Source organism: Klebsiella scottii (assembly GCF_036561945.1).
In the GTDB taxonomy this organism is placed as follows: Bacteria; Pseudomonadota; Gammaproteobacteria; order Enterobacterales; family Enterobacteriaceae; genus Klebsiella; species Klebsiella scottii.
This window is the reverse complement of sequence record NZ_JARXNI010000019.1, coordinates 745,428-758,144: the sequence shown is the minus strand read 5'-3', so window position 1 is coordinate 758,144 and position 12,717 is coordinate 745,428. Positions and strand designations below refer to the sequence as shown.

Sequence of the window (12,717 nt, the reverse complement as noted above, 5' to 3'; positions counted from 1 at the left end):
TTAGTCAGTTATGTTAATTCTTCACGCCTGATGTCCGCCGGTTTTCTTTTTTCGTTAACGGGCATTAATGATAATTTTGTTAACCATATGTTTTCTTTTTGTGATGCACAACCAGGAAATGTTGCACCTTCTTTGTGCATATTTTGGCGAAAATCTACGCTCATAGTTCGCCTGCCTCCACTCTTTTCCCCGTAATACCGCAAACGACGGTGTTCCGTAATAGATGGCATGCATCGTGCTTTGTTAGCTGAGTAACAGCGGAATGGTTTATGAGAGCCAAATATCACCGGGGGTAAGGATGAACGATAATAGCGATGGGCTGTTTCGCACCATTGAGGCGACCTTTAGCCAGCTGACGCCTAGCGAAAAGCGCATCGGCAGCTGGCTGCTGAGCCATCGCCAGCATATCCCCTTTGAGACCGCTGACAGCATTGCCCAGGCGACCGGTACCAGCGGGATCACCGTCGGACGCTATCTGCGCAAGCTGGGCTACCGCAACCTCGACGACGTCAAAAACAGCCTGAAGGATCGCGCGCCGGTGCCCTATAAGCACTGGGGCGTCATCGATCGCCTCGACTCCTGGGAGCAGCAGCAGGCGCAGCCCGACCGCGCCAGCCTGTCGCTGCAGATGGAGCTTGACGCTATCCGCTACGTCTACCAGCTGGCGCAGGAAGAGACCTTTGCCCGCATCAGCGAACGGATTGCGCAGGCCGACACGGTGATTGTGATCGGCATTCAGTCAACGCGCGGTCTTGCCAACGCCTTTTTTAGCCATCTTGAATACCTGCGCCCGCGGGTGACCTACGCCGACGGCAGCTCCGGCAGCTGGCTGGAGGCGCTGAACTCCGAATATGAGCATCCTTATGTGGTGATCACCGATACCCGCGCCTACTCCAGCACCGCCCGCCAGTTTTGCCGGGTGGCCGCCGACCGGCGCATTGCCACCGCGCTGGTGACCGACATCTGGTGCCCGTGGGCCCGCGACTATCCGCTCGATCTGCTGCAGGTCAAAACCGATACCGGCCACTTTTGGGATTCGCCCGCGCCAATCAGCTGTCTTTTCAACCTGCTGCTCTCGGCGGTGGTCGAACGGCTCGGCCCGTCGCTGTCGCAGCGCCTGGCTGAGAACCGCGCGCTGCAGCAGGAATTTGGTCAATTTGAACGTGAATAAGCGCCTGCTCGCCAGGCTCCAGGACAGGAAATAACAGATGAATCAGCAAGTCTCTCTGGTCGATATCCGCGCGCGGTTTCCGGCGCTCCCCGTCGACCTCAAGTACGCCAGCGCCGATAACATTACCGGCCAGCCCATTTATGCCGAAGCCCGCTGCCTGCTGCACCCGGATGCGGCGGCGGCGCTGGAGAAGTCTCTGCGCATCGCCCGGCTGGCCGGCCTGACGCTGCTGGTTCTCGATGCCTATCGTCCGCAGCAGGCTCAGCAGCTGCTGTGGAACGCCTGTCCGAATCAGGACTACGTGGTGCCGATTGCGCTGGGTTCGAACCACAGCCGCGGTACCGCCATCGATGTGACGTTACTCGACGAAAACGGCCAGCCGCTGGATATGGGCACCGCCTTCGATGAGATGGATGACCTGTCCCACCCTTACCACCCGGCGCTTCCCGAGGCCGCTCAGCGTAACCGCCTGCTGCTGAACGCCATTATGTTTGGCGGCGGCTTTAAGGGTATTTCCACGGAATGGTGGCACTTCGAACTACCGGACGCGGCCGGTTATCCGCTCCTTGATGATGTTTTTGCCTGCCTGGCCCCGGCCAGGACTGACGGAGTTACGCCATGAAAATGATTCGCACCCCCTTAACCGCTTTTCGCCCACTGCTGCTGGCCGTCGCGCTGGCCGCCGCCGTCGCGCCGGCCTATGCCGCGGTCCCCAAAGATATGCTGGTCATCGGCAAAGCCGCCGATCCGCAGACCCTCGATCCGGCCGTGACCATCGATAACAACGACTGGACGGTCACCTACCCGGCCTACCAGCGGCTGGTAAAATATAAAACCGAGGACGGGAAAGGTTCGACGGACGTCGAGGGCGAGCTGGCGGAGAGCTGGCAGGTCTCCGATGACGGTAAAACCTGGACCTTTACGCTGCACAAAAGCATGCAGTTTGATGACGGCTCGCCGGTCACCGCCGAGGCGGTCAAGCTCTCCTTCGAACGCCTGATGCGCATTAAGCAAGGTCCTTCGGAAGCCTTCCCGAGCGGGCTGAAAATTGATGCCGTCGATCCCACCACGGTCCGCTTCACTCTGCCGGAGCCTTTCGCCCCGTTCCTGCATACCCTCGCCAACGACGGCGCGTCGATCGTCAATCCGGCGGTGCTGAAGGCCAACGCCGGCGACGACGCCCGCGCCTGGCTGGCGGAGCACACCGCCGGCTCCGGCGCCTACATGCTGCAGCGCTGGCAGAAAGGCCAGCAGCTGGTGCTGGTGCCCAATCCGCACTACAGCGGCATTAAACCCGTCTTTAAGCGGGTAACGGTGAAGATTATCGGCGAAAGCTCCGCCCGCCGCCTGCAGCTAACCAAGGGCGATCTGGATATTGCCGACGCGCTGCCGGTAGATCAGTTCGCGGCGCTGAAAAAAGAGGATAGCGTCGCGGTATATGACTATCCGGCGCTGCGCGTCACCTACCTGTACCTTAACAACGGCAAGGCGCCGATGAATCAGGTCGATTTACGCCGCGCCGTCTCCTGGGCCACCGACTATAAAGGGATGGTCAGCGGGATCCTCGGCGGCAACGGCAAGCAGATGCGCGGCCCGATCCCGGACGGCATGTGGGGCTATGACGCCAGCGCTATGCAGTACTCCCTCGATATGGATAAGGCCAAAGCCGCGCTGGAGAAAGTGGCGGATAAGCCGAAAACCCTGTCGTTCCTCTACTCCGATAATGACCCTAACTGGGAGCCTATCGCCCTCTCCACCCAGGCGAATCTGCAGGCGCTGGGTATCCAGGTGAAGCTCGAAAAGCTGGCTAACGCCACCATGCGCGAGCGGATTGGCAAAGGGGATTACGACATCGCCATCGGCAACTGGAGCCCGGATTTCGCCGACCCCTATATGTTCATGAACTACTGGTTTGAGTCGGATAAAAAAGGGCTGCCGGGCAACCGTTCATTCTATGAGAATCCTCAGGTTGACGCCCTGCTCAAGAAGGCGGTCTCCACCGCCGATCAGGCGCAGAGAACCGCGGATTATCAGGCGGCGCAGAAAACGGTTATCGATGAGGCCGCCTACGTCTATCTGTTCCAGAAAAACTATCAGGTGGCGATGAACAAAGAGGTCAAAGGCTTCGTCTTTAACCCGATGCTCGAACAGATCTTCAATATTGCCGAGATGCACAAATAGCGGGCCGCACCTTAACCTTGTGATGCCGGGCAGCCATCGGCCCGGCAGAGGACGTCATGATGAGTTTCTGGGGTTTATTACGACAACGCAGCTGGGGACTGATCCTCGTCGTCGCCGGCGTATGCGCAATCACGTTTATTATTTCGCACCTTATTCCCGGCGACCCTGCGCGGCTGCTCGCGGGCGATCGCGCGAGCGATGAGATCGTGCGCCATATTCGCCAGCAGCTGGGGCTGGATTTACCGCTCTGGCAGCAGTTTTTGCACTACGTCAACGCGCTGCTGCACGGCGACCTCGGCACCTCTATCCGTACCGGTCGCCCGGTGCTGGAGGATCTGAAAACCTTCTTCCCCGCGACGCTGGAGCTGGCGATATGCGCGCTGTTTATCGCCCTGGTGGTCGGCATTCCGCTCGGCGTGCTCTCGGCGGTGTACCGCAACCGCTGGACCGATCATCTGGTGCGCCTGATGGCGCTGACCGGGATTTCCACCCCGGCGTTCTGGCTGGGGCTGGGGGTGATTGTCCTGTTTTACGGCAAGCTGAACTGGCTGCCGGGCAGCGGACGTCTTGACGACTGGTTTGACCCGCCGACCCACGTGACCGGTTTCTATCTGATCGACTCGCTGCTGGAAGGCAACCTGGAGGTGTTCTTTAACGCGCTTCAGCACCTGATTCTACCGGCCACCACCCTGGCCTTCGTCCACCTGGGAATTGTTGCCCGCCAGATTCGCTCGGCGATGCTGGAGCAGCTCAGCGAAGATTATATCCGCACCGCGCTGGCCAGCGGCCTGCCGAAGTGGACCATCGTGATGCGCTACGCGCTGCCCAATGCGCTGATCCCCTCGGTCACCGTGCTCGGGCTGGCGCTGGGCGATCTGCTGTACGGCGCGGTGCTAACCGAAACCGTCTTCGCCTGGCCCGGGATGGGCGCCTACGTGGTCTCCTCGATTCAGGCGCTCGATTTCCCGGCGGTGATGGGGTTCGCCGTGGTGGTGTCATTTGCCTACGTGCTGGTCAACCTGCTCGTTGACCTGCTCTATTTATGGATAGACCCGCGTATGGGTCGGGGAGAAAGCTAAGTGATGATGACCCAGGAACGCCCCGGCGTCGGCGTGAAAATCAGCCGCAGCCACGCGTGGAAACGCCGCCTGTGGCTGATACGTAAAAGCCCGCTGACGCTGATCGGCGGCGGCATTATGCTGATCATGCTGTTCCTGATGATCTTCTCCCCCTGGCTGGTGCCGCACGATCCCAACGCCATCGATCTGACCGCCCGCCTGCAGGCGCCGTCGCTGAGCCACTGGTTTGGCACCGACGAAGTGGGCCGGGATCTGTTTAGCCGGGTGCTGATCGGCAGCCAGCAATCGATCGCCGCCGGGCTGGCGGTGGTGCTGATCGCCGGGATCGGCGGCTCGCTGCTGGGCTGCCTCTCCGGGGTCCTCGGCGGGCGCAGCGATGCGCTGATCATGCGGCTGATGGATATCATGCTGTCGATCCCCTCGCTGGTGCTGACGATGGCGCTGGCCGCGGCGCTGGGCCCGAGTTTGTTCAACGCCATGCTGGCGATCGCTATCGTGCGGATCCCCTTTTACGTCCGCCTGGCGCGCGGGCAGACGCTGGTGGTGCGCCAGCACAGCTTCGTGGAAGCCTCCGTGACCTTCGGCGCCTCCCGCTGGCATCTGATCAGCTGGCATATCCTGCGCAATGCGCTGCCGCCGCTGGTGGTGCAGGCTTCGCTGGATATCGGCAGCGCCATTCTGATGGCGGCGACGTTAGGCTTTATCGGCCTCGGCGCCCAGCAGCCCACCGCCGAATGGGGGGCGATGGTGGCCAACGGCCGCAACTATGTTCTCGATCAGTGGTGGTACTGCGCCTTCCCCGGCGCCGCCATCCTGATTACCGCAGTCGGTTTTAATCTGTTTGGTGATGGGATTCAGGATTTACTGGATCCGAAGTCCGGAGGACGCAGCTAATGAATAACCGGGTTCTGACTATCGATAACGTCCGTTTAAGCTTCCCTGTCTACCAGGGCGCGGTGCATGTCCTGAACGCCGTCTCCCTGCATATCGACCGCGGTGAAATTGTTGGCGTGGTGGGCGAGTCGGGGTCGGGGAAATCCGTTACCGCGATGCTGGCGATGCGTCTGCTGCCGCCGGGCAGCTACCGGATTCACAGCGGCCAGGTAACCCTGATGGGCGACGATATCCTCGGCGCAACTGAAAAAGAGATGCGCGATATTCGCGGCCGCAAGGTGGCGATGATTTTCCAGGAGCCGATGACCGCCCTGAACCCGACGCGGCGGATTGGCAAACAGATGGTGGACGTTATCCGCCAGCACCGTCCGCTCTCCGCCCGCGAGGCGCGCGCCAGGGCGGCCGCGCTGCTGGCGGATATGCAGATCGCCGACCCGCAGCGGGTGATGGAGCGCTACCCCTTCGAACTCTCCGGCGGGATGCGCCAGCGGGTGATGATCGCCATCGCCTTCTCCTGCGAGCCCGACCTGCTGATTGCCGACGAACCCACCACCGCGCTGGACGTCACCGTCCAGCGCCAGGTCCTGCGTCTGTTAAAACAGAAAGCGCAGGCCACGGGAACGGCGGTGCTGTTTATCAGCCACGACATGGCGGTGGTTTCCCAGGTCTGCGATCGGCTGTACGTTATGTACGCCGGGGCGGTTATCGAAAGCGGTTCGACCCCGCAGGTGCTGCACCATCCGCTGCATCCCTACTCCGTCGGCCTGCTGAACAGCGCCCCGGATAACGGCGAACCGCGATCGCCGCTGCAATCGATTCCCGGCACGGTGCCAAATCTCGCGCGCCTGCCGGGCGGCTGCGCCTTCCGCGAACGCTGCTTCGCCGCCGGCGAGGGCTGCGGGATCGCCCCGATGCTGCGGCTAATCGAACCCACCGAACAGCAGGCGGCCTGCTGGTATCCGCAACGGGAGAACGCCCATGTCTGACCGGCTATTAACGCTGAACGATGTTCATCTTAACTTCCCGGCGCGCAAGAACTGGCGCGGTAAGGTCGTCGAGCGCGTCTATGCGCTAAACGGCCTGGATATGACGGCATATCGCGGCGAAACCCTGGGCATCGTCGGCGAATCGGGCTGCGGGAAAAGCACCCTCGCCAGGCTGCTGATGGGCATGCTCAAACCCTCTTCCGGCCAGTTCGAACGCGGCGGAGACTCCGCTGCCGGGCGCTCCGCCGGCAGCATGCAGATGGTCTTTCAGGACCCGCTCTCCTCTCTGGATCCGCGCCTGCCCGTCTGGCGGACCATTACCGAGCCGGTGTGGATCCAGTCCCGGCCCAGCGAGAAGGCGCGGCGCGAGCTCGCCGAACGGCTGGCGCTACAGGTTGGGCTGCGCCCGGAGTACCTCGACCGCCTGCCGCACGCCTTTTCCGGCGGCCAGCGGCAGCGCATTGCGATCGCCCGCGCGCTGTCGGCGAAGCCGGATATTATCGTGCTGGATGAGCCCACCTCGGCGCTGGATATTTCGGTGCAGGCGCAGATCCTCAATCTGCTGGTTGAGCTGCAAAAACAGCAGAACCTGACCTTCGTGCTGATCTCGCATAACGTCTCGGTGGTGCGCCATATGAGCGACCGCGTGGCGGTGATGTATCTCGGGCAAATCGTGGAAATGGGTGAGGCGCGTCAGGTCCTCGACGCCCCGGCTCATCCCTATACCCGGCTGCTGATGGATTCGGTGCCGCGCATTGGCATGCCGCTGGGCGACGCGCCGCGCAACACCGAGCTGCCCGGCAACCGGCATCTGCCGGAGGGCTGCTATTTTCGCGATCGTTGCCCCTTCGCCAGCGCAGGCTGTGAAAAGCCGCAGCCGCTGCGCCCGCTGGCTAACGGCACCTCGGCCCGCTGCTGGCAGGCGGAGGCCCTTGCCCGCGGCGGCGTAAACTAAAAAAACCCGCCACCTGAGCATAAGGTGGCGGGTTTTATCTGCCGGTCACGGAGTGACGCGGCGGAGTTTCAATCAAAACAGACCGAGCGGCGCGGTGCCGTAGCTCACCAGCAGGTTTTTCGTCTGCTGGTAGGCGTTCAGCGCCATTTTGTGGGTTTCGCGCCCGACGCCGGACTGCTTATAGCCGCCAAACGCCGCGTGGGCCGGATAGACGTGGTAGCAGTTTGTCCACACGCGGCCCGCTTTAATCCCGCGCCCCATGCGATAGGCCAGGTTCGTGTCGCGCGTCCAGACGCCGGCCCCGAGGCCAAACTGGGTCTCATTGGCGATCGCCAGCGCTTCCGCTTCATCCTTAAAGGTGGTCACGCCGATTACCGGGCCAAAAATCTCCTCCTGGAAGCTGCGCATATCGTTGCGCCCCTTGATCAGGGTCGGCTGAATATAGTAACCGTTATCCAGCTCCGCCGTAATGCTGGCGCGCTCGCCGCCGGTGAGGATCTGACCGCCTTCTTCGCGAGCAATTTTAATGTACGACAGGATCTTATCGAACTGCTGACGCGAGGCCTGGGCGCCGATCATCGTATCGGTATCAAACGGGTCGCCGCGGCGAATCTGCGCGACTTTCGCCATCACCCGCTCCATAAACGGCTCGTAGATGGATTCATGGATCAGCGCCCGCGACGGGCAGGTGCAAACCTCGCCCTGGTTGAAGAAGCCGAGCACCAGCCCTTCCACCGCCTTCTCAATGAACTCGTCTTCACCCTCCATCACGTCGGCAAAATAGATGTTTGGCGACTTGCCGCCGAGCTCAACGGTACAGGGAATAATATTCTCCGCGGCGCAGGCCATAATATGCCGGCCGACCGGCGTGGAGCCGGTAAAGGCGATTTTCGCGATCCGTTTGCTGGTCGCCAGCGCTTCCCCGGCCTCTTTACCGAAGCCTTGCACGACGTTCAGCACGCCCGGCGGGAAGATATCGCCGATAATTTCCAGCAGCAGCGTAATGCTGAGCGGCGTCTGCTCTGCCGGCTTGAGCACCACGCAGTTGCCCGCCGCCAGCGCCGGCGCCAGCTTCCACGCCGCCATCAGCAGCGGGAAGTTCCACGGGATGATCTGCCCCACCACGCCCAGCGGCTCGTGGAAGTGATAGGCCACGGTGGTTTCGTCGATCTCGGCGGTGCTCCCCTCCTGCGCGCGCAGGCAGCCGGCAAAATAGCGGAAGTGATCGACCGCCAGCGGCAGATCGGCGTTCAGCGTTTCGCGAATCGGCTTCCCGTTATCCCAGCTTTCCGCCACCGCCAGGTACTCGAGGTTTTTCTGGATGCGATCGGCAACTTCCAGCAGCAGATTGGAGCGCTGCTGGACCGACGTTTTTCCCCATGCGTCCGCGGCGCGGTGCGCGGCATCAAGGGCAAAATCAATATCTTTGGCATCGGAGCGGGGAAATTGCGCAATGTCGCTACCGTCCACGGGGGAGGTATTCATAAAGAATTCGCCGCCGAGCGGCTCGACAAACTTACCGTCAATATAGTTGCCGTAGGCGGATTTGAGTGAAACTAACGCGCCCGGGGTGCCAGGATGAGCATAACGCATTGCAATCTCCTTCTTGTAGGGTTGAGGCGCAGCGGCGTATTGGTTTTTTGCTCTTGCCTGCTGCATCAACGCTATTGCAGGGGTTGTGCCAGTTTTACCCTCCTTTAAAATAATAAATAAAATCAGATAATTAATAGCGAATTCTCGTCTGCATGGCGCCTGCTGCCGCATTGATTTCTGCTTCTGTGTCGCAAATCGCAACACATAAGAAACCGCAAAGCTACAATGTTGCAACATAACTCAGCCGACCATGAGGTGCTCCGTGCAAGGAAACCCGTTTACCCTCGCCCCGGAGGTAACAGCTAATCCGTTGCTCAGCGATTCGTGGTTTCGCAGCCAGCTGTATGGCCTGCAGCCCACGACGGATGACTTCCCGCGCCTGCGATCCGGCGAGCTGGCGGATCTGCTGGCCAGCCATAGCGGGCTGCAGCAGCTCGCGCAGCCGGTGATTAGCGCCCTGTCGCGTAAAGTCGCCGACCTGCAGTCGGTGGTGATCCTCTCCGATGCCAGCGGCCTGGTGCTGCAAACCTTCGGCAACATGCACGCCATGCGCAAGGCGCAGAGCTTTGCTCTCGCGCCGGGAAATTTATGGAGCGAGAGCGGCCGCGGGACCAACGCTATCGGTACCGCGCTGGCGATTGATGACAGCTGTGAAATTGACGGCCGCCAGCATTTTCTCACCAGTAACCAGGATCTCTACTGCGCGGCCATCCCCATTCAGAGTCCTGACGGGCAAATTGCCGGCGTGCTGGATATTTCCGGGCCGGCTCATTTCCCCCATCCGCATACCCTGGGATGGGTGAAAGAGGCGGCCAAACAGATAGAGTATCTGTGGGTAAAACAGAGTTTGCACCCGCAGCAGTGGCTGATGAGCCTGCACTCTCAGCCGCAAAAGCTCGACAGCGTCGAAGAGCTCCTGCTGGTCTTTTCCGATAACGTGCTCACCGCCGGCAACCGGCTGGCGATGCGCGAGCTGGGGCTGAGCAGCGAGCAGCTAGGCCACATCACCTTCCAGCAGCTCTTTCCGCTGCTGACGCAAACCGCGGTCGCCGTTCCGCTGCCGCTTACCGTCCGGCGACAAAGCTACTATTATCGGTTACGCGCTCCCACCCGCAGCGCCGTGGCGGTGCCGGCCCCTCCGGGCGTCGACCTCCCCTTCGCCAGCCCGCGCGAAGGGGAAAAAATGGTGCGTCTGCTCAATGCCGGTATCGCGCTGTGTATTGAAGGAGAAACGGGATGCGGAAAAGAGTATGTCAGCCGTACGCTGCATCAGCATAGCCGCTGGCGCAGCGGTAAGTTTATCGCCATCAACTGCGCCGCTATTCCCGAATCGCTGATTGAGTCAGAGCTCTTTGGCTATCAGCCGGGCGCCTTCACCGGCGCCAGCAAAAACGGTTATATCGGTAAAATTCGCGAGGCCGATGGCGGCGTGCTGTTCCTGGATGAGATTGGCGATATGCCGATGCTGCTGCAGACGCGGCTGCTGCGGGTGCTGCAGGAAAAAGAGGTCACTCCGCTCGGCGCCAGCCAAAGCTCCCCGGTCAACTTCGCGGTGATCTGTGCGACCCACCGTAACCTGGCGCAGCGCGTCGCCGACGGAGAGTTTCGCGAGGATCTGTTCTATCGCCTGCGGGAATTTGCCTTAACCATTCCGCCGCTGCGCGACTGGCCGGCGCTCCCGGCATTTATCCAGCGGCTATGGCAGGCGCTCGGAGCGGGCCAGCGCCGGGTGCTGCTGTCGCCGGGCCTGCTGGAGAATCTCTCCCGTCAGCCCTGGCCGGGCAACGTGCGGCAGCTGCAAAGCCTGATGAAAGTTCTGCTGGCGCTGGCCGACGACGGTGCCCGCCTCGAGGTCGACGATTTACCCGCAGAGTACCGGGCGGCTCCAGTATCCGCCGCGCCGCGCGGACTGCAGCAGCATGATAGCCAGCTGATTGCCGATACGCTGACCACCTACAACGGTAATATCAGTAAAGCGGCGCAGGCGCTGGGCGTGGCGCGCAGCACGCTCTATCGCCGGGCCGCGCGATCGGGACGCAATTAGCCCTCTGCGGGGCATCGCGCCCCGCGATCGCAGCGACGACGTCAACACGCCGCCCTTAGCGCTGGCGTAATCCGCCGCTTTATTTTAGAATAATCTAAATTTAGACAATGCTAAAATAAAGAGATGAATACACCACAGCAGCTGCAGGTCAGCGCCGGGGAAGCCGCGGCCCTGTTAAAAGCAATGAGTAACCCAAACAGGCTGATGATTCTGTGCATGCTTTGCGACGCGCCGAACGCCAGCGCCGGCGAGCTGGCGCAGATTACCGGTCTGAGCCCTTCCGCAACCTCACAGCATCTGGCGCGTATGCGCGACGAAGGCCTCATCGACAGCAGGCGCGAGGCGCAGCGCATCCATTACTTCATCACCGATCCTGCCGTCCAGCAGATTATCGCCACGCTGAAGGCCATCTATTGCCCTTAAGGAGCCGCCATGACTATCGCCACCCTTTCTCCTGAAGAAGCCCGGACGCAAATCGCCCGGGGCGCCAGATTAATTGATATCCGCGACGCCGATGAGTATGCCCGCGAGCACATTCCCGACGCCGAGCTGGTCCCGCTCAGCGCCCTGAACGGCGGAGCCACGCTGCAAGCCACCGCCGATCAGACGATTATTTTCCACTGCCAGGCGGGATCGCGGACGCAAAATAACGCCATTCGCCTGCTGGCCGCCGCCGCTCCGGCGCAGGTCAGGCTGCTGGCCGGCGGTATTCAGGCCTGGAAAGCGGCGGGCCTGCCGGTCAAAGAGGATAAATCCCAGCCGCTACCGCTGATGCGTCAGGTACAGATCGCCGCCGGCGGGCTGATACTCCTCGGCGTGGTGCTGGGATACGGCTTCGGCAGCGGCTTTTTCCTGCTGAGCGCCTTCGTCGGCGTCGGGCTGACCTTCGCCGGTATCACCGGCTTTTGCGGCATGGCGCGGCTGCTGGCCGTGATGCCGTGGAACCGACGCTGAGACCTACTCCTTCAGGTCAGTTGTCTCCTGCCGTTTGGCTGAGCTATGGTTAATATCCGCAATCGCGACGCAGGGTCACGGCAGGTAGCAGGATGAAGCGTCGGATTATTCATGCAGAGGAGAGAGATAATGTATTCACCGGGCGATCTGGTACAGCCGCGAACGGGCGGTCCAAAGCTTAAAGTGGTGGCCGTCGAGGGCGATCAAATTGTCGCCGTGCAGGCCAGCAATGAGCAGGGCGAGAAATTTACCTTCAAATCGGCCGACGTTACGCCCTATACCGAAGACGGCGATTTCGGCGTTTGCTGATATTCACGGTGGGTAGCCCCACCGTGATTAATCTCTCCCGCAGCGAGCCTGCAGCTGCGGGGATAAATATTAAATCAGGAAACTCTCCAGCGTTTTACCCGCGGAGATCGCGCGGGCGATTGGCTTCGGCATACGGCCCTGGCCCGTCCAGGTTTTTTCCAGGCCGTTAAAATCGATAAAACGATATTTTGCCGGGCGCGGCCGGCGCGCTTTCTTCGTTCCCGGCGACGTCTGCTGGCCGAGCAGCTCATCCGGCGTAATGCCATCGGCCATCATCAGCTCCAGCCAGGCACTCATTTTTTCCTGATATTCAGCTTTCTGCTCGCGAGCAGCCTGCTGCCGGGCGCGCTTTTCTTCAGTGACGGTCCTGAGCTTTTCCAGCATATCGTCAAGAACGTCAATGGAGAATTCACGCGTCATGACACGCAGCGAGCGGATATTATTCAGTTTGCGTAATATTAAAGACATAAATTTCCAAAAGACTCCGGCTAAAAAACGAAACAAAATTACGCCGCCATTTTAATGGCCGAGGTTATTTATTACCACCCTTA

At 60.9% G+C, this 12,717-nt stretch carries 14 protein-coding genes; 11 read left to right on the top strand and 3 right to left on the bottom strand.

Annotated elements, in window-relative coordinates:
• Positions 1-8: 8 nt before the first annotated feature.
• Complete coding sequence (locus QFI97_RS07380; RefSeq protein ID WP_157349161.1) at positions 9-164, bottom strand: hypothetical protein; 156 nt, start codon at positions 162-164, stop codon at positions 9-11.
• Positions 165-298: 134 nt separating this feature from the next.
• Between QFI97_RS07380 and QFI97_RS07375 the strand changes: the two genes are divergently transcribed.
• The 7 genes from QFI97_RS07375 to QFI97_RS07345 are packed head-to-tail and all read left to right on the top strand — an operon-like array spanning position 299 to position 7,266.
• A complete protein-coding gene (locus QFI97_RS07375; protein WP_331833931.1) occupies positions 299-1,171 on the top strand; it encodes a MurR/RpiR family transcriptional regulator in 873 nt (290 codons plus the stop codon).
• Positions 1,172-1,208: 37 nt separating this feature from the next.
• Positions 1,209-1,793 (top strand): D-alanyl-D-alanine dipeptidase, encoded by a 585-nt coding sequence (gene ddpX, locus QFI97_RS07370; protein WP_095098302.1) that lies wholly within the window; start codon positions 1,209-1,211, stop codon positions 1,791-1,793.
• 2 nt (positions 1,794-1,795) lie between these two features.
• The gene (locus tag QFI97_RS07365; RefSeq protein WP_346430865.1) at positions 1,796-3,352 is read left to right on the top strand and encodes an ABC transporter substrate-binding protein; all 1,557 of its coding nucleotides are present in this window, start codon (positions 1,796-1,798) and stop codon (positions 3,350-3,352) included.
• 59 nt (positions 3,353-3,411) lie between these two features.
• Positions 3,412-4,431 carry an ABC transporter permease gene (locus QFI97_RS07360; RefSeq protein WP_045857765.1) on the top strand — a complete coding sequence of 340 codons (1,020 nt, stop codon included), beginning with the start codon at positions 3,412-3,414 and terminating at the stop codon, positions 4,429-4,431.
• Positions 4,432-5,325, top strand: coding sequence for a D,D-dipeptide ABC transporter permease (ddpC, locus tag QFI97_RS07355; RefSeq protein ID WP_095098305.1), 894 nt, complete (start codon positions 4,432-4,434; stop codon positions 5,323-5,325).
• Complete coding sequence (locus tag QFI97_RS07350) at positions 5,325-6,311, top strand: ABC transporter ATP-binding protein (RefSeq protein ID WP_346430823.1); 987 nt, start codon at positions 5,325-5,327, stop codon at positions 6,309-6,311. The genes ddpC and QFI97_RS07350 overlap by 1 nt, the downstream gene beginning before the upstream one ends.
• Entirely contained in the window at positions 6,304-7,266 is a 963-nt protein-coding gene (locus QFI97_RS07345; RefSeq protein WP_331833937.1) for an oligopeptide/dipeptide ABC transporter ATP-binding protein, read from the top strand. Before QFI97_RS07350 ends, QFI97_RS07345 begins: the two co-directional genes overlap by 8 nt.
• Positions 7,267-7,338: 72 nt before the next feature.
• Here the strand turns inward: QFI97_RS07345 and exaC are convergent, their stop codons facing one another.
• Positions 7,339-8,859, bottom strand: coding sequence for an acetaldehyde dehydrogenase ExaC (gene exaC, locus QFI97_RS07340; protein ID WP_095098313.1), 1,521 nt, complete (start codon positions 8,857-8,859; stop codon positions 7,339-7,341).
• 262 nt (positions 8,860-9,121) lie between these two features.
• On the opposite strand from exaC, the gene QFI97_RS07335 reads away from it, so the two are divergent.
• The 4 genes from QFI97_RS07335 to QFI97_RS07320 all read left to right on the top strand — a co-directional run bounded on the left by QFI97_RS07335 (position 9,122) and on the right by QFI97_RS07320 (position 12,166).
• Positions 9,122-10,903 carry a sigma-54-dependent Fis family transcriptional regulator gene (locus QFI97_RS07335; RefSeq protein ID WP_331833939.1) on the top strand — a complete coding sequence of 594 codons (1,782 nt, stop codon included), beginning with the start codon at positions 9,122-9,124 and terminating at the stop codon, positions 10,901-10,903.
• Between the two features lie 123 nt (positions 10,904-11,026).
• Positions 11,027-11,326 (top strand): ArsR/SmtB family transcription factor, encoded by a 300-nt coding sequence (locus QFI97_RS07330; RefSeq protein ID WP_346430822.1) that lies wholly within the window; start codon positions 11,027-11,029, stop codon positions 11,324-11,326.
• A 9-nt stretch (positions 11,327-11,335) separates the two neighbouring features.
• Positions 11,336-11,857, top strand: coding sequence for a rhodanese family protein (locus QFI97_RS07325; RefSeq protein ID WP_095098322.1), 522 nt, complete (start codon positions 11,336-11,338; stop codon positions 11,855-11,857).
• Positions 11,858-11,986: 129 nt separating this feature from the next.
• Positions 11,987-12,166: a GDFGVC terminal motif YodC-like protein gene (locus QFI97_RS07320; RefSeq protein ID WP_331833944.1), complete on the top strand. Its 180-nt coding sequence runs from the start codon at positions 11,987-11,989 to the stop codon at positions 12,164-12,166.
• Between the two features lie 69 nt (positions 12,167-12,235).
• On the opposite strand, the gene stpA is transcribed toward QFI97_RS07320, so the two are convergent.
• The gene (stpA, locus tag QFI97_RS07315; RefSeq protein ID WP_095098327.1) at positions 12,236-12,634 is read right to left on the bottom strand and encodes a DNA-binding protein StpA; all 399 of its coding nucleotides are present in this window, start codon (positions 12,632-12,634) and stop codon (positions 12,236-12,238) included.
• Positions 12,635-12,717 lie beyond the last annotated feature (83 nt).